This window comes from Pseudomonas sp. CFBP 5748 (assembly GCF_053850495.1).
Genome location: NZ_JBSPTN010000001.1, coordinates 140,474 through 157,237, shown reverse-complemented (window position 1 = coordinate 157,237; position 16,764 = coordinate 140,474). Strand labels below are relative to the sequence as shown.

General features: G+C 53.7%; 12 protein-coding genes and 1 pseudogene. 1 reads left to right on the top strand and 12 read right to left on the bottom strand.

Annotated features, from left to right (window positions below):
- Positions 1-172: 172 nt before the first annotated feature.
- The 12 genes and pseudogenes from ACWNZ1_RS00775 to ACWNZ1_RS00720 all read right to left on the bottom strand — a co-directional run bounded on the left by ACWNZ1_RS00775 (position 173) and on the right by ACWNZ1_RS00720 (position 16,074).
- A complete protein-coding gene (locus ACWNZ1_RS00775) occupies positions 173-622 on the bottom strand; it encodes a hypothetical protein (protein ID WP_256452352.1) in 450 nt (149 codons plus the stop codon).
- 45 nt (positions 623-667) lie between these two features.
- Complete coding sequence (locus ACWNZ1_RS00770; RefSeq protein WP_456027294.1) at positions 668-1,369, bottom strand: transposase; 702 nt, start codon at positions 1,367-1,369, stop codon at positions 668-670.
- 259 nt (positions 1,370-1,628) lie between these two features.
- On the bottom strand, positions 1,629-1,841 hold the full coding sequence (locus ACWNZ1_RS00765; RefSeq protein ID WP_175361040.1) for a hypothetical protein: 213 nt from the start codon (positions 1,839-1,841) through the stop codon (positions 1,629-1,631).
- Between the two features lie 9 nt (positions 1,842-1,850).
- Positions 1,851-5,393, bottom strand: a complete 3,543-nt coding sequence (locus tag ACWNZ1_RS00760; RefSeq protein WP_456027443.1) for a DUF637 domain-containing protein — start codon at positions 5,391-5,393, stop codon at positions 1,851-1,853.
- A gap of 590 nt (positions 5,394-5,983) precedes the next feature.
- On the bottom strand, positions 5,984-6,325 hold the full coding sequence (locus ACWNZ1_RS00755) for a DUF6124 family protein (RefSeq protein ID WP_456027293.1): 342 nt from the start codon (positions 6,323-6,325) through the stop codon (positions 5,984-5,986).
- 464 nt (positions 6,326-6,789) lie between these two features.
- Positions 6,790-7,344, bottom strand: coding sequence for a hypothetical protein (locus ACWNZ1_RS00750; protein WP_456027292.1), 555 nt, complete (start codon positions 7,342-7,344; stop codon positions 6,790-6,792).
- Between the two features lie 665 nt (positions 7,345-8,009).
- Complete coding sequence (locus tag ACWNZ1_RS00745) at positions 8,010-8,324, bottom strand: hypothetical protein (protein ID WP_456027291.1); 315 nt, start codon at positions 8,322-8,324, stop codon at positions 8,010-8,012.
- A gap of 992 nt (positions 8,325-9,316) precedes the next feature.
- Complete coding sequence (locus ACWNZ1_RS00740; protein ID WP_456027290.1) at positions 9,317-9,604, bottom strand: hypothetical protein; 288 nt, start codon at positions 9,602-9,604, stop codon at positions 9,317-9,319.
- Positions 9,605-9,611: 7 nt separating this feature from the next.
- Positions 9,612-10,376: a TreTu family toxin gene (locus ACWNZ1_RS00735; protein ID WP_456027289.1), complete on the bottom strand. Its 765-nt coding sequence runs from the start codon at positions 10,374-10,376 to the stop codon at positions 9,612-9,614.
- Between the two features lie 79 nt (positions 10,377-10,455).
- Positions 10,456-11,469 (bottom strand): annotated as a pseudogene (locus tag ACWNZ1_RS00730) (filamentous hemagglutinin N-terminal domain-containing protein); the annotation flags it as partial.
- A gap of 24 nt (positions 11,470-11,493) precedes the next feature.
- Positions 11,494-13,200: a ShlB/FhaC/HecB family hemolysin secretion/activation protein gene (locus ACWNZ1_RS00725; protein WP_456027288.1), complete on the bottom strand. Its 1,707-nt coding sequence runs from the start codon at positions 13,198-13,200 to the stop codon at positions 11,494-11,496.
- A gap of 336 nt (positions 13,201-13,536) precedes the next feature.
- Positions 13,537-16,074, bottom strand: a complete 2,538-nt coding sequence (locus ACWNZ1_RS00720) for a glycoside hydrolase (protein ID WP_256452349.1) — start codon at positions 16,072-16,074, stop codon at positions 13,537-13,539.
- Positions 16,075-16,462: 388 nt separating this feature from the next.
- Here ACWNZ1_RS00720 and ACWNZ1_RS00715 point away from each other — a divergent pair, with 388 nt between their 5' ends.
- Positions 16,463-16,738 carry a hypothetical protein gene (locus ACWNZ1_RS00715; protein ID WP_456027287.1) on the top strand — a complete coding sequence of 92 codons (276 nt, stop codon included), beginning with the start codon at positions 16,463-16,465 and terminating at the stop codon, positions 16,736-16,738.
- Positions 16,739-16,764: the final 26 nt, after the last annotated feature.

The window sequence follows — 16,764 nt, the reverse complement described above, 5'->3', positions numbered from 1 at the left end:
AATAAATCTGTCCCCTTTTTCTTTCGCAGATCGGGATCTCTTGGGTACAAACAATCTACACAGATATGTGGTCTACCCCTGAAGAACCGTAGACCAAGGTCAGCCTTTTTTTCAGACATATCAGCTAGTTAGCCGTTAAGTAAGTGCCATTCAAATCTGCCCCCCTAGTTACTTATGTAGATACTGTCACCTGACCATCCTTCAGGCTGTACAACCCTTGCAAAATTCCTGTAACAACAGGTAAATCAAAGACACTCTCCGAAGAAAATGAAATGGGAAAATCCGAACGAATCACTTGCAGCTCTGGAGAATAGTTTTCCCATATCGGCTCACTCATCCCATTCCAAAAATTAATGCACTGATCCACACTGACAAACATGACAGGTTGCAGATGACCAATGGCCGAACTATTACCCCAATAAATATACCCTATATATCTGACACCGCAACAGGTTTGAAACCAAGCCCTGACAAGAATTTGAAATCCTATATCAATCAGTTCCCTAGAAAATACAGGACGTACAGTTAGCTCGTTCTGGACGGTCTCATCCATAGGGAAATACCAAACACCATGCTCTTCGATATCTCGCGCAGTCAAATCGTACACCTGCTTATCAAACATAAACCACCTACTTTATTAAATGTTTAAAGTAAAAAGGGGACAGATTTATTTTTCCAAATCAATCCTTGGCCTACCCTGCCCTCGTTGCTCTATTCGTACACCAACAATCCGCTCCACCTTGTCCATAAAATGGCTCGTCCCCGTTAACTGACCTCGTTGCAAAGCATCGCGAATCAATCTGATCTCATCCGTTGGAACGGCTTGGCGTACGAACGTCTCATACCGACGACAACGCTCCGCAGTTGTATTACCCAGAGCAACAAAGCATGGATCAGCATCCAGCCAATGGCCGTCTGGCACATTACCTACCCGGGCTCGATAGCTCGACCATGGGTAATCCGCAGCATCAGCCACCATACGAGCCCGTACAGGATTCAGCTCGATGTAACGGCAACAGGCAAGCAAGTAAGAATCCGACTGCACCACACTGGATTTGTAACGGCTTTCCCATAAAGTGCCTGAACGCCCCTCCAACCGATTGCGGTAGCGCGTCGCACGTGCCGCCAGAGCCTTCATCAACTGCCCCAACCCAGCGACCGACTCCCCCGGAGCCAGCAACAAATGAACATGATTGGTCATCAGGCAATAGGCGTAGACCTTTACGCCAAATGCATCCTTAAGTTCACGCAGGTCCGTGAGGTAGCGTTGATAATCCTCGGCGACGGCAAACACCACCTGACGGTTATGACCGCGTTGTACGATATGGTGTGGGTAATTCGGTAAAACAATACGTCCCATCCTGGGCATATTTGATTCCTCCTCCGTGGAAGCTTTCAGCGTAGCAAAGAATCAAAAAATAAATCTGTCCCCTTTTTCTTTTAAAATATTGTGACCCATGCGGATCGCGAATAGCCACAACGGAGATTCCATTTCTAGTTGGGCACACAGGGACAGACCACATTTCTATCTAAGATACTGCACAGATAACGTGGGCTGTCCCCATTACCCAAAATTCGTCCCCTTTTTAACCCGTACTGAATAAGGTTTACACCTTCCAATCCACTTTTCAGGAGGATGAGGCCATCCACTCAACATCAAAATCGACTAATTGGGCTTGAAGTCCCGTTTCATGCTCAAACCAATAGTCGAATCCTTCACCTTCATTTTTTTCCAAGAATAAATAATACCCACCGGTGCCTCCATCGCGATCATCATCAACAAATATTTTCCAACCTAGATACTCACCACTAACAACTACACCCTTTCGAATTATAGGCATAATTACATCCTAATCCACGTAGGGAACATGATTATTAGATATATAACTTCCAGTCACAGGATTTTTAACTCCAAAATGCACGTGCGGAACTCCTGGAGCGTGTGCTCCTGATATAGATCCTGAATCGATACGGAATTCTCTTGTACCATCCGCGCTATGGAACACACCAGAACCAGGCTTACCGATTTCCCTATACCCAGAACCCAGATATTGCTGTCCTGCTGATAGTGCCTCATCGGTTGTTAGCGTCATAGAGCTCGTGAAATTTTTCTTACCCGATAACGTTTCATTGATAACTTGATCTACGCGCTGGCTAGCAGCTGCGTCCAGTTGGATCTGCTTTTCTGCGTTAACGAAGGTTTTCCAATTCTCAGTAGGCCCAGACAGTGGTAACCGTGGCGTAGTACCAATTACACCAGCATCAACTACACCTGCCGCAGCAAGCCGCCTAGCCAGCAACGCCCTTAATACCGCAGGCGCGCCCGTAGCCGCAAGCGCAGCATCCAAATCCCAGGTGACGCTTTCGATCCCACCGCCAACGATGGTTGAAACCCTTTGCACCAAGTCGTTGAACTCGTCCCTGCTGCTGGAAACTCCAGCGATTTCCCTCAGGTAAGTGACGGCGTCTCCACCGAATTGCTCCCTCCAAGCCGTGGGAACGATCTCAGGGTCATTGGCCCAGTTGCTGTTGCTGGACCATTGGGAAGCGGTATTGAACAAGGTGGGGTCAACGAACTGAGTCGTCGTCGCCTGAAACGCATGCACTTCAGCCCCATTGGCAACGATGGTACGCCCGTTGCTCCAGGTAAGCACAGTGTTCTGAGATGCCAAACCTTGGATGCTTTTGGTCGCCGTTAACAAGTCTTGCGCAAGGTGCTGACCTTCAGGGTTGCCCGGGGGGAAGCTCTTCACAAGTGCCTGCAACCGCGCGTTTTCGGTAGCGTCAACTTGAGCATTGGCAGCAAGAAGCAGTACTTCTTCCCAAGACATATCCGACTGAGGCTTGCCCTTCTTTTCAAGAGCCTTGGCCTCATCAGCAAGCGCTTTCTTCTCCGACGAATGCAACAGCCGATTATAGGAAGTCGCACTGCCCGCCACCCATGACCCGGTCTGAAGGCTCTTTGCATCCCCTCCCTGCGCAGCGGCTGCAAGTACGCCTACTATTTGGGAGTTCATCACCAGAAGTCTGTTCTTCTGCTCCAAGGTCATCTTGGTGTACTGCTCGGCCAAGCTATCAATCAACAACTCGTTGGCACCCGCAGCCAGCGCGCCGGTTTTGAAATCACCGCCAGCCGCCTCAGCGGCCAGTCCGCCCATGACCGCGTGCAAGCCAACCTTGGCCAGCCCCCCTTCTTTCAAATCGAATTTCTTGCCAAGATCCCCAACGAGATTGAATCCCGCCGCAGCAAAGGTATTCGCCAAACTGCTACGCAGGGCGTTATCGAACTGGCTGTCACCACCAAGCGCTCGGTCCAATAAGGTTGACGTACCGTTCTGCAGCAGTTGGTTAGCGCCGAACCGACCGATTCCTTCCAGACTCCCTAAGCCGCCTTCGGCAATTACCTTGCCTGCGTTAGGCAAGGCGCCCTCCACAGTGGTGGTGGTACTGGTCATCTTGTCGAAGATGCTGGCCGTCAATCCCGCCGTAACCCCCGACACCACATAACCGCGCAAGGCATCCGAAGAAGTTACATCCTTAAATACGGCGCCCAGGTTTCCGCCGTTATTGATAAAGCTGATGGTGGCGTTGCTCGCAGCGCCCGTTGCGATAGCCGTGAGCGCCACGTTCGCCCAACCGGCAGCCACTGTTGACCCGGCTGCAGCGCCGCCGGCTACTGCCGATGCGGTGGCTGTTCCGGCTGCTGCAAAGGCGGTACCTGAACCAGCAGCTGCGGTGCTCCCAGCCATAGTGCCGATCAGACCGCTGGCGGCACCTGCGGTGAAGTACACCACGAGGATCGCAATGATCATCTGCACAGCCGGTCCCATGCCGGAGTGGCTGTACTTATAAGAGTCGTGGACTTCCTTGACCTTGCGCCAATCCACATCACCGCGTTTCTCGGCTTCGGCCAACCAAGCCAGTTGCGGGTCCGCATCGACCATGGCTTTGATCGATTGGTGGACGGTCTCCTGGTTGACTTGCTTGATGTCGATGTTCAGCCCATCGACGGCTTTGATCGTAATGGCACCCGCAGCAACCATCTGCGTTTGGCGCAAGGTTTCGTCGGTACTGCCCTTGCCCGACATTGAACTCCAGGCCATGCTGCTTTTGCTTTTTGCATGATCCTCTTTATGCATATCCTTCACGGCTTCGAAGGTAATCGAGCCGCCACTGTCCAGCGTGATGCCCTTGCCGCTGTCGAGCTTCGCAACCTGGTAGCGCTGATCGTCGCCACTCTTGATGACCAAGTCGCCCCCAGTGGTGATCTCACTCCCAATGTTCTTCACATCGGTCACTTCATCACGCTGAGTCTTCTTACTCCCCCAACCCCCCTTCTTCTTCTCGTCATACAGCGAATAATCGCTGTCTTGTGCCGCCAGCAATCCCAGGTTTTCACCCGCCACCAGATAGGCTTCATCACCCGCCGTAATCCGGCTGGAGACCATCATCAGGTTCTTGCCCGCCTCCAAGGCAACATCGCCGCCTGCGGTAATGCTGGCCTTGACTTGACGGACATGGTCCTCCTGAACGGTGAGCTTCTTGCTCTTGTACAAGAAGTGCTCTTCATCCGCTGCCGAGCTGATGGTGACGTTCTCGGTCGCGGTCATGTCGATGTCGCGCTTGGCATCGATCTGGCTGGCAACGACATTGAGGTCACGGCCGGCCACCGCCGATACATCCCGCCCGGCGCTGACGCTGGCGCCGTACTGAGTGATGGTGCTGCTGTTGCGGTTGACGTCGCGTATCAGGTTGTCGACGGTTTGCGCAGCGACGATGTTGATGTCGTTTCCGGCATTCAAGAGCAGGTCACGCCCGCTCTGCAGGGCGCCGCCGACGTTGTTGATGTTTCCTCCCGCCGACATGCTCAGGTCGTTGGCGGATTCGATGCGCGCGGCACTGTCGGCAAAATCCTTGCGATCCTGAACCTGGCCGTAGGCAACTTGCGACGAGGTCACCGTGCGCTCGTTGACCACATCCCCCATCAGCGCGGTGACCGAGACATCCCGACCGGTGATGATGCCACCCGCCTTGTTGATGACATTGTTTCCGGCCAGCAGGTCAAGACGCTCACCGGCTTGCATCAGGCCGCTGTTGACCAGGTTCTCGCCCGCTGAAGCCGACAAATTGCTGGTCGCCTTCAGCGTACCGACGTTGTCCAGGTTTTTACCGGCGATGAGGCTGAGGTTGTTGCCTTGAATCAGCGCCCCATTTGGCGCGAGGCGGTTGTTGGCGTTGGCCAGGTACAGCACGGGCACCAAGACTTGTTCGCCATTCACCTCGGCGCTTTCCATCCAGACGATATCGTGGGTCAGCGCCGCGACTTGTTCGGAGGAGAGCGAGACCCCGACAGTCAGGTCAAGGGCGTTCTTGCTGGCGATGGCGTTGTTCATCAGGTACCGGAACTGATCCTCGTTGGAGGTCAGTCCACTGATGAATGCCTGGCCGGTGCGGGCGACCACGGCTTGCTGGATCAGGGTTTGCTCGTAAAAACCATCGCCCAGGCGCTTGGCGCTTTGGTCGGGGTCGTAGCCGAGCTTTTCCAGCAGGTAGTCCGAGCTCATGAACGGCTTGAGGTCCGTGAGCACCGGGTTGGTTTCGATGAGGTATTTCTGTGGGTTGGTTTTGAACGAGGTGTCCGGCAGGCCCTGGACCCGCGTGACGGTCTGGCTGGCGACTGGCGTGGTGACCACATTGCCGGCCAACGGGACGAGGTTGGTGGCTGGGGTCGGGCTGGCGCCATCAACATTGACAGCGCCCACTTGGGTGACGGTGACAGGACCGCTGTTGTGGGCCGGCATTGGCGTGGAGTGGCCGCCGCTTTCGACGGGCGCACTGACATTGAGGCCACTCGCGCTGACATTGCTGAGACCACTGGGGCGCTGGCAGCGCTCTCAGGCGGGAACAGACCACGATTTATCGAAGTAGCATTGCCACTTTATCTTGGAGAAATTGTGGTCTATCCCACATCAGTCACGAATGCCTATCTAGGGTCGATTACATCCAACGCCCGATTTGCCAACAGCAGACCTAGTTCAATCAGTTGTTGCAGCCCTAGTGCAACATGCCGTCGAGAATCCTCCAGATCGAACGCCAAATCACTGGCCATGGCATTGGCGGAGGCCAAAGTTTCGCTGAGGTTGGCCAACAGGCTTTCAGCATCGACGCCCTCCACGACGGTGAACAACTGGTCCGGAGGTGGCTTCTTGTCAGGCTGGGCGGGTTTGGGGTTCAGATAGGAATCGATGACACGTTCGGCATTGGCGTCGGCTGCGATGTCCAGGTGCAGCGGTGGAACGGGTGGGTCTGGGATGAGTTTGTCCATATGGACCTCCTAACGTCAGTCGGATCCGCCACTGTTCGCGACTAAACGAAGTGGGGTGGCGGCTGTGCGCAGGTTAGTCGACCGGGACGTTAGGAAACCGGCGCACCCGAAAGTGCCCTGCGCACAGCCACCATAAAATCAGCGAGAAAATCGTAGCCTGACTTCAAGGAGACCTTGCGCCTAACGAGATACCGAGCGACTAAACCCGACCGCTGAATTGGCAGCGGTGGACAAAGACTAGGCACCAGAATCAGCAGGCGCAAGGGACTGGAATTTTCTAGGAAATGTCCTGCAAGTCAATGGGGAAATTTCGCTCCGTCGATTCCTACGAGAGCTCGTTAACCATTCCACCACCAAAACGCTGCGCGACGGGTGCGATGTGATCGGGAGACAGTTGCGGGCACAAGCTGCGGAACAAATGGAAATGAACGATCTTGGATCGCCCTCTCCATTCGATTCAGGTGCTAAGGCAAACTTGCGACAGGAATACGTTCCTGTGGCTGGGTGACATCGTAGACATGCTGTTCACAACGATCCCCCACAAACTGAAACTCCACCAGATAAACCTTGCTTCGCTCCGGTGTAAAAGTGCTTCTGATCGGACCACAGCGGTACCCAGTCCCGATGCTCTCGCCGCTGGCGTAACCCGACACCTCAAACGGCTGATCAGGGTCAGCTTGTACTTCCAATTGCGGGAAGTGTTTCAAGGTAGCGCTGTGGACCGTTTCGTTGACCTTGGCAATCCAGCCAAACACCTTACCCCGACCGGTATCCACTACGGTTCCCTGTACATCCATGCGTTGGTCAGGATCGGTTGCGCGTCTGATCGAGAACTCCACCGGATAGGTGGCACCCGACGCTTTCATGATGATCTTGGCGTGATGAGTATCAACGGTCACTTTGTTTTGGTGCAGTTGGATGCCGTCGTTGAGCACGGTGGGGGAAGAGTCTCTGACGTTGGACTTACAACCTGGCAACGTCAGGATCAGGGTCAACACCATCAGTGAAAGTTTACTCATAACCACTCCATTCGCATGATCAGATGATTTCATAGCTGTTCGACGAGCCAACCTAGGAGAACGGAGACATATCTCCTACTCTCTAAAAACAATTACCTTATCTAAGTCACGTTATTTCAGACCAAAACATATACCCCCAAGACCCCCATCTATCCCCAATTAAAATCAGGTGAAATGGTGCAGACAAGTCCAGCCGAAACAAGCTTATTTCGAACTCGCAAAACCTCCTCTGCCTGTCCGACAAACACGAGAGAACGGCCATGTTTTAGCGCCTTCCTAGCCATTAAAAAATTACAACCCACCACCTTAGACACAGCTCTAATATGGACCTCATTTTTATAGTCACCGCTACAGCTAACCTCATACCTAGTTTCATCAAACTTAATATCAGGAATATGTGTCGTCACTACCGACCAGCCGCACCTAGCACACATCAACCCTTGCGCGCTAGCGTCTTCGAGAGTTTTTAACTCCGCTCCGCACCGATCGCAAACAATAAAACCTGAATTCCTCATCCTAATTAACCGGCATTAATAATTTATACTTCACACTTAAAGACCAAGGATCTTGACATAGAAAAATATCCCCTTCCATTATGATTTTTCCCACATGTTAGCCGTCCTCCCCTCCACCAACGAGGAAAACCCACCACCTAACCTCTTAAACTAATCGTAGACCTCATGCCTAAGCAAACAGAACTCTTCACTTAAGAGACCACCAATTTCCTCGGAGCGATTGGTCATATTTACATACAGCAAAACTGGATATTCAGGAAATTTCTGTTCAACCGCCTCCCCATCAAAAGGATCAACATTAAGTTTCAGAACAAACTCCTCGACTCCAATACTACCAAAACGATAATACCCCCCCTGATACGTACTATCTCTCTCCTCAAAGGAAAACATCAAACTTCTTTCTATGCATAATTTCGCCTCAATAATAGTTATCCCTTTGATACCGTACAAATCATATACAGCCATATCAATCACCAGCCTGAAAATTCGGAGGAGAGAACACTGTCAAATGACTAGCCCGCTACCAGTCAACTCCCCTCATCATAGTCTGTTCCCGCCCCCCTGAAAAACCCCAAAGAACATCAACAACAATCAATTAAAAATAAAACATTTCCCGCTCCCATTTCACGTTCAGGAATCAATTTTATTCATACCACACATCAAAGCGCTAATACGGACGAGCATTTAGATGAATCATTCAAAGCTCACTCAACCCGCAAAGACAAACAAAATCTGAAGTGGACATCTCCACACTACTTTCCACCCCTGAACGGAGGATATCCTGAACAGTTACTGCCCCCTTAGAAAAATCAAACACAACATCAAAACAATTAAACTCAAATTACCGAATCAAAACTTCTTCAGAATTCGCTCTTTGCTGAAGAGCCTCTCTTAAGATATCACGAATATAAGGGTCAGTTCTTGCGCAACAAACTGTTCGACAGATTATTTTTAGCCATAAATCCTTCCATCAGTGAGGGGAAGCCGGGGAAACGGGAACAGAGAACGTGCAATGATCGCTTTCGCGGACGCCCCGGGCGGCCTCGCTGAGCTCGTCGTCCAATCATCGCTTCAATTTCAATAGCAAATCGCGAGCCACCAAGCACATAGTTACCATTGGTCGCGGCCCGAATTTGGTCCCCCCCCTACTCCCAAATCGTTTCTAAAAAGCTCTCTGTAAGCTTCTGCAGTCGATATATTTGGCCCTCCAAGCGACAGGTACTGAGCATGCGGGGTAGTAAAACACGAGGATTCTGATTGTGCATTAGCACGATAACTCACCAACGATATTCCGCCGAATGCGTTACCATATTTGCCCGGACAGGGTTCTTGATTTTGTGTAAGAAAATTCGGGGATTCCTCAGGGTCTGTCCCCGTTTTTTCCTTTTCCCCCACTGCTATGCAAAGCTCAACATCATTAATCACCATCAGAGTCAATGTGGCGATTGCCTTACTCCCTAACCACTCTGCATTAACACCCCAATAAATCTTTCAAACTCTTGCAAAACGGAGTCCTTCTCCTCAGGCGAAAGCAATACATTCATAATCTGCCCGTCACAAGCACAGTCATACACATCTAACCCCACCCAACCTTTGGACCAAAACTCTACCGTTCCTAATTTATCTAAACCTTCCAGCTCTATCCTCTCAAGATCACCAAAGTCACCATTAACAAATATTGAGTACTCAAATGAATACCCACCCAGCCTAGGCTTTATAAACTCATCAAACCAAGAACCGTCCATAAACACCTTACTTCCTGTCTATGATTAGAATATTTTTTACTTCGGGAAGGTGCTGCCCCCCTTGTTTATTAAGCAGAAACTGTTGAGACTTGCTTGCATCCGGACCAATCATTTTAAGCCAACCCTCTTTCCCACCTTGCAACAAAGAATTACTTGGCACATCAAATTCAACATATACCGCTCCCTTCGACGCAGCACCTTTAAAATCCAGAGCACCATTAATAGAAATAAAGGTTTGCCCTCCACCACCTTGCACTACTCTACCCGTATCTTTCATTTGTGCCAACTCGGTAGGAGACATCCACCTCCCCACACGAACTTCACTGACTCCATCAATAACTTTTGTTTCGCCAAGTTTTAACGGAATATCTGCTGTCGCCTTTATTCCACCAGTGTAAACAGAACCGAACACCCCCCACGCACTCAATAAGCTCTGTATACCCCATACCACCCGCTCGCTACCTGTGGCCGCCTCCCCCGTAACAGGATTCGAGCCTCCTGCGAACATATAAAATGAGCACCCTGCACCGGCCGGGCCAGCCCCACCACAACCAGCCGTGAACAGCTCATTGGAAAGCCCCTGAAGCTGAGCCTTTACAGCCGCCTCATTTAACTCATTCCTTGCCTTTCCTCCTGTCGCCTGTTCAAACGAAGCAGGTTGCAGAATCCACTCCTCACCTTGATCCGTTGTGATCGACTTGTCGGTGGCAACACAATATCCGTTTGGTGACGTAGCGCAGGAGACCACATCTCCAGGATTGGTAGTGAACACAAAAGCACGCGTAAAATCACCATCCTCTGAGATCCGTTCATCCTTGAGTACGCTAAAGCCCTTGGCGATAAGATCCGAGCTGTGTCTGGGCGTTCAGCGTGGTACCTGCGTAGACCGCTCCCTGAGCATCGAGACTGACGGCCTTGACGTTGACCGCGCCGCTGGCCGAAGTTTCGGCCAGGCTCAAGTGACCATTGGCATCGAGCTGGATATCACCGCCGCTGGCAATCAACTTGCCGTCCAGCTTCACCCCGACGCCGGCCTCGGTGCCCACCAGTTTGATGGCGCCTGCGTACATCCCCCCCAAGGCCGAGGAGTCGATGGCCAGTTCCGGTTTCGCACTGCCGTCGTCGGCGCGGGCGGTGGCGTTCAAAGTGTCGGCATTGACGTCGTTGCGCCCGGCGACGATGGTCAGGTTCTTGGCCTGGATCTCGGCGTTGATCTTGGCGCTGCGGGTGATGATTTCGAAGTGGTCGACGTTGTTGGCGTTGAGGCCCGCGCCTTCGATGGCGACGCTGCCCTGGTCCACTTGGTAGCGGTTCAACTGGCCGTTTTCCACCACCGGTTTGCCGGTGCTCAAGGTCACCTTCGGGCTGTTGATAAAACCGCAGCCATTGCAGGTGATGCCGTAGGGGTTGGCGACGATGACGTGGGCCGATTGCCCCGCCACTTCGGTGTAGCCGCGCAGCTGGCTGGGGTTGCCACCGTTGACTTCGTTGAGGATGGTGGTCGCGGCCGCGCCGTTGAGGTTCGGGTTGCCAAGGATGATCCCACCCAATTGCGTGGACTGGGTGCGGGACGTGGCGTTGTTGAGGATCACGCCGTTGCTGCCGACGTTGTAGTCCTTGAACTGGTTGTGGGACAGACCGCTGCCGTTGGGCCGGGCGATGTTGACGATGGGCACGCCGTTGCCCGCCCGGTCCAGACCGGTGCCGGGTGCGCTGACCACAATGCCTTCAGCCTGGGCCCACAGTGGTTGCCAGAACATGACGTTGGCCAACAGGAACGCCAGGCCACGCTTGGGCATGCCCCAGAATTGCTCGCGAGGTTGCAGGACAGCAGAATGCAGGCGGGCGTGTTGGCGGTCGTCCATGATCAAGTCTCGTTGCAGCAGGATTTAAAGGAGTACATCGACGCGGAAGTAGATCGGCGCTTCGCGCTCGGTCAGGGCATCCGGACGTTCCAGGGAGTGGGCGAAGGTGACGCTGGCGGTCAGGTGTTGGCCGCGGGCGAACAACTCCACCGAGTTACTCGACATGCGCCCGTGCTCATCGCCGTTGTAGCGATCACCACGAATCACGCCCTGGTCATAACCAAGGCTGCTGCCGTATTCGGCGAACACCGGGCGTAGCCATTCCAGCGTCACCGGGCGGCTCCAGCGCAGGTCGTTGCGCCAATAGCCGCCGCTGTCGCCGGACAGCGATTGGTCCTTGTAGCCGCGAATCGACGACTGACCACCCAGGCTCATGCGCTGCGGACTGAACAACACGTCCTCGCTGCGTTGGCCGGTCATCAGGCTGCTGAAACTGAAGGATTCACCCCACACCTGGAACGGTTGCAGGTAGCTGGCGGTGGCGGTGTATTTGCGATAACGGGCGTCGGCCTGGCCAGGGCCCGGATTGTCGTCGCCCTGGGCATCGAAGGCGCCGATGCCTTGCTGCACGCCCAGGTCCAGGTTGACGAAGGCACTGCCGACCCGCCGGCCATGGTTGATGCCGAACTGCCCTTCGCTGAGGCGATTGCTGCTCACCGCCAACTTGCTGTCTTCGATAAAGTTGTTGGTGCGCAGGTACGCCAGGCCGGTGTTGAGCGAGGTCTTGCTCAGGGCGTCGCGATGGATCACCCGCTCGACCCGCAACTGATGGTTCTGGCTGTCGCCGGTCTGCTTGAAGTTGAAACCGTTGGCCGGGATCTGCGAGCGGTACTCGCTCTGGCTGTAGGTGTAACTGACGTTCCACCAGCCAAACGGCAGGTTGTAATAGAGCATGGCGTTGCGCGAGGTGTGCTGGTGGTCGGTCATCGCGTCGTGACCGCCGCGCAGCATCAACTGGTCGGCCAGGCCCAGCGGGCTGTCCCATTCAAAACTGGTACCCCACTGTTGCTCGCCCGTGCTGCGCTGGCCGTCGTTGCTGCGCGACAGTCCGGCACGCCAGGGCTTTTGTGGATCGTTAGTCACGCGCACTTCACTGCCGCCGACGTTCTGGCCGGGGGTCAGCTCCATCTTTGCCTGATTCGATGGCAAGCGATTGAGCTGATCGACCATCTGCTCGATCTCCCGCAGGTTGACCAACTCACCGGTCGCCCCGGGAAATGCCATCGCCAACTCGCGGTCCGACAGCTGGCTGTTCTCGGCGCCCTTCAGGCCTTCAAGACGCCCTTCCACCACCAACACGCTCAGATGCCCGCCGGACAAATCCTGCTGCGGTAAATAAGCACGACTGGTGACCAGCCCCTTTTCGATGTAGTGGTCGGTAATGACTTTGAGCAACTCGTTGAGCTGCGGCACGCCCAGGCATTGGCCGATGTAAGGCTTGAGCAGGTGCTCGCGCTCGCTGGCGGAAAGACTGTCGGCGCCTTTGAGTTCGATGGTCTTGATGGGAAAGCAACGGGTATCGACAGGTGCTGTCGGCAGGCTCGGCTTCGCCTCCTTGCCAGGCAGGTCCTTGAGCTCTTCCAGACGCCGACGCTGCTCTTCGAGCAAACGGTTCTGGCGCTCGCGGATCAGGTCCGTGTCGCCAGGCGTGGGGGCGGCGTGAGCCAGGGTCAGTGGAGAAAGGCACAGCAAAGCCACGCACAACCTCGCCCAAAAGGCGGGTGAGGACATGTTCGATCCCTCGAGAAAAGTGACATCAAAATAGTGGCGCGATATTAGTTAGCCATCATTTTGACGTCAACTTAATCGCTTAAGCTTTGCGGTTATTCTCGGGACCGTTCATCTGAATCAGACGCCTCCCGTACGTAGGTACGAAAGGTCCTGTGCATAGCTAGAAATCTCCTACAAATGGATAGAGGGGATGACAGCGTGGTCTCGTCACAGGCTCACGCTCCAACCAGCCTGGTTTTTCACCCATAAAAAAACCGGACTCAAGGTCCGGTTTTTTCCTGTTTCAGACAGCAGGACGGTCCGCGTTGCGACCCTCCTGCTCGAGGTGTTTGGCTGCTACTTGCCCGTACCCTCAACCACGTCCTGACTCTGAAAGCCCAAAGCGTACTTCCGGGCCCGCTCACTCATGGTGTGAGGATCCGGCAAGCCTACAGTTTCTGGGTTCTTGAAGCCGGTAGGCTCAACGAAGTTGGGCGTACGAGGTTTGACCTTGGGTGGTTTGATCGCATCAAACAGGAAACTGAAGCCTTGTTGCAATTGGCTCTGGGCGATGCCGTGACACCCCATGCAACCGCCCATGGTCAGGGTGCTTTTCGTGCTGTGGTCATAGTCCGGCACCCTGATGTTCTTAAAGTCACGGGTATTGGTCAGCACGCTGTCCTCTGGAATGGGGAATGAGTTGCTTCCGCGAAACAGCTGGATCCCCGGTTGACTGCTTTCGACCATGATATTAGCCAGGTAGTAATCCGGGTCTGTTTGTTCGCTCGAAGGGATGGCTTGCACCCCTTTAAGCCGGTAGTGCTTCCAGACTGAATGGGTGAATTCGCCGCTCCCCTCCATCAGCGCCTGGACTTGATTGTTGACCGCAACGACTTCGTTAAAGACGGTCGGCGGTTGCACTACAGTGATCGGGCCGGCCTGCCCCTTAGGTATCCCCTTGGTGCCGGAGTAGATTCGCGGATTAACGCTCGACTCTACGAAGTCCTCCCTGGGCAGGGTAACCGTATGGTTTGTGTTGCCATCGGAGAAGGTCGCGACCGGTGGATTAGTCGCTAGTGGTGTGGCGCTGGGGTAGGCAATCCTGTTGTAGTTGGCGATGTAGTAGAGACCGGTCGGCGACTTGCCGTCAGGCAATGTCAGGGCATCTTCGTGCTCGAACGTGGCGAAGATAAAGGTCGGGTAGTTGGGCGTCTTATGAATGATATGCAAGGCGACCAAAGCGTAGTCTTCATTGTGCGCCACCGGCTTAGCGTCGGTGCCTTGATACGTCACCACAGTTGCCGTGTGGTAGCGCGATTGATTCTGTACCGGAATGTCTGCCAGCTTGCGCCATGCCGCCTTGACCTCCACAGCGCCGTCAGGCAGGACGATATTTGTATTGGGGTAGCTCGTCAGCTTCCGAGCATACTCATAGATGACCGGATTCGCCTTGGCCTCAAACAGGATTTGGCTGTCCTTTGAGGGCGCGTAGTCCCCCCTTGCATCTGTTGTCTTCGCCACATTTGGAGGATTCACCGGGAAAAATATGGCGTTCTGACCGATTTGGGTTGCCTCATCCAGATTGTTGTAATGAGCATAACTGGCGCCTGGTGCCAAAGGCGCCCCGTTGGGAAACTCGATATAACTGTATTGCGGGTCAGAACCAAACGGACGCGTAGGGCCGCCTGCGCCGTTTCTGTTCATACCCGGAAACAACTCGGTACGGTGCGCGAAGGTTTGCCATAACAAGGGGCTGGGAGACTTTGGCACCTTGCCCGAGTCGGCAAAACTGCTGGCGGGGTTGCCGACGCCGCGGTTAGCGGGCAATGGTGCCGCAGCTGTATTGTTTAGTGCGAAAAAGCTGCGCCAGGCGAAGGTTGCATAGTCGGTGTGGCTGAGGCCTGTGGCCAGGTCCGACGGCAGTTGCGGGTTGCGTGCGGTTAGATCGCTTGCGGTAATGGCATAGGAAACGCCCAATACCGAGGAAAAGTTATTAAGTCCACTCGCGGCGAAATACGGATTCCAGTTAAGCCCATCGCTTGAGTAAAAAGTTTTTGTATTATTGCTGACAAACACACGACCGTTGATCATCGTTGCACTGTTCAGGAAAAGTTTACTGTTTATACCTTTCAGTTCTTGCCTATCTCCCCAGTGGCCGCCACGGTCGTAGGTGCGTGCGTACATGAGGCGATTTTCCACGGTGTAATAGACCCATAATGTACCGTTATAGACGACCGGCACCACTTTGATCAGAGGCGTGGCAGTGCTTTCCTCGAACGCTGGAGTTTCCCGCCCCCACAGAAGGCCATCATTCGAATTAACGTAATAAACAGTTTTAGCCTTGCCGTCGTCCTTGTGATAAAAAACAAATAATTGACCGTTATACACAACAGGGCTGTTAACGCCGACCACAGGACTGGTATTGACCGTTTGAATATCGGTCCAGTTGACACCGTCTGCAGAGCTGGTGGTCCTCAAGCGATGCTGAGGATCGGCAAAGGTCAGCACTAGCTTCTGCTTAAATACAGTCACCGAAATATCACCCCCCCATCGGTAGCCATTCACGGGGATAGTTTTAGCAAGGGACCAGTTTTTCCCATCTGTCGAATGGGAAGAATAGATATGCTCTGAATCATAATTATTGGACCAGAACATATAAATTTTTCCCTTGAACGACTGCACCGCGGGTATAAACCCCGCTGGGAGGCCGAACTTCACCAAGCTCGTCGAGGAAGGAATACCGTCTGAGGCGTCGGGCTTGTCAAAGACATCGACTTTTATGCCCACACCTTGTTGCGGTGTGGCGATGATCAGACTCTCCGCATAGGCCGATGAGAGCGCAAATAAACCACACAGACACAACATCAGCCGACTGAATATCGCTCTAAGACTCATAGGTTTCATTCCTTTGAATTAACGGCTACCACAGGTCGTGGATACGTCCTGGCAGGCGTAGTTGTTCCATTGCTCGATGTGAGCTGCGCTGGATGATCTGGAAGTCATTGACTGCATTGCGACAGACATATTGCTAGCCTCCTAGCTAATGAAGCACTTACATCCTGTATGAAACAGCGACCCGGCGTTGCAGGCATAGGGCTACCAGTCGCTTTCTCCATGGTAGACGAGGGTTTCATATCGGCTAGGGAAATCCTGAAAAAGACTTCAATCCGTATCTGGGCCTGCCCAGCGACGCAACGCCGGCCAAACGGCTGGCTAATGAACTTTCCACCCTGCACTGGCCTCAACCCATTACCTGCCCAACAAGGAATACGAGGCCCCAGCCATGAACCCCCTCATCAAACTCACCCTCGCCGCCACCCTCACCTGCGCCCTGCCCGCCTGGGCCACTTGCACGCCAGAGGAAGCGACCGCCAAGCGCGAACAATTGGCCAAGGAAGTGACCAAGCTCACCGAACAGAACCCGGCCAAGGCCAAGGAAATCAACGACGAGTTGCAGGACATGGACCTGAAAACCGCCAGCAAGGATTTGCCGGACAAGTGCCAGTTGATTGATAAGCGCTTGGAAGAACTGAAGAGCGCGGAAAAGAAAGCTGGGTGATTCGCCACAGCCGAGCCCAACCCGCT

Excerpts from the sequence above, each read along its gene's own strand:
- ACWNZ1_RS00775 (WP_256452352.1), bottom strand. The coding sequence starts at position 622 with ATGTTTGATAAGCAGGTGTACGATTTGACTGCGCGAGATATCGAAGAG.
- ACWNZ1_RS00770 (WP_456027294.1), bottom strand. The coding sequence starts at position 1,369 with ATGCCCAGGATGGGACGTATTGTTTTACCGAATTACCCACACCATATC.
- ACWNZ1_RS00765 (WP_175361040.1), bottom strand. The coding sequence starts at position 1,841 with ATGCCTATAATTCGAAAGGGTGTAGTTGTTAGTGGTGAGTATCTAGGT.
- ACWNZ1_RS00760 (WP_456027443.1), bottom strand. The coding sequence starts at position 5,393 with ATGAACAACGCCATCGCCAGCAAGAACGCCCTTGACCTGACTGTCGGG.
- ACWNZ1_RS00755 (WP_456027293.1), bottom strand. The coding sequence starts at position 6,325 with ATGGACAAACTCATCCCAGACCCACCCGTTCCACCGCTGCACCTGGAC.
- ACWNZ1_RS00750 (WP_456027292.1), bottom strand. The coding sequence starts at position 7,344 with ATGAGTAAACTTTCACTGATGGTGTTGACCCTGATCCTGACGTTGCCA.
- ACWNZ1_RS00745 (WP_456027291.1), bottom strand. The coding sequence starts at position 8,324 with ATGGCTGTATATGATTTGTACGGTATCAAAGGGATAACTATTATTGAG.
- ACWNZ1_RS00740 (WP_456027290.1), bottom strand. The coding sequence starts at position 9,604 with ATGGACGGTTCTTGGTTTGATGAGTTTATAAAGCCTAGGCTGGGTGGG.
- ACWNZ1_RS00725 (WP_456027288.1), bottom strand. The coding sequence starts at position 13,200 with ATGTCCTCACCCGCCTTTTGGGCGAGGTTGTGCGTGGCTTTGCTGTGC.
- ACWNZ1_RS00720 (WP_256452349.1), bottom strand. The coding sequence starts at position 16,074 with ATGAGTCTTAGAGCGATATTCAGTCGGCTGATGTTGTGTCTGTGTGGT.
- ACWNZ1_RS00715 (WP_456027287.1), top strand. The coding sequence starts at position 16,463 with ATGAACCCCCTCATCAAACTCACCCTCGCCGCCACCCTCACCTGCGCC.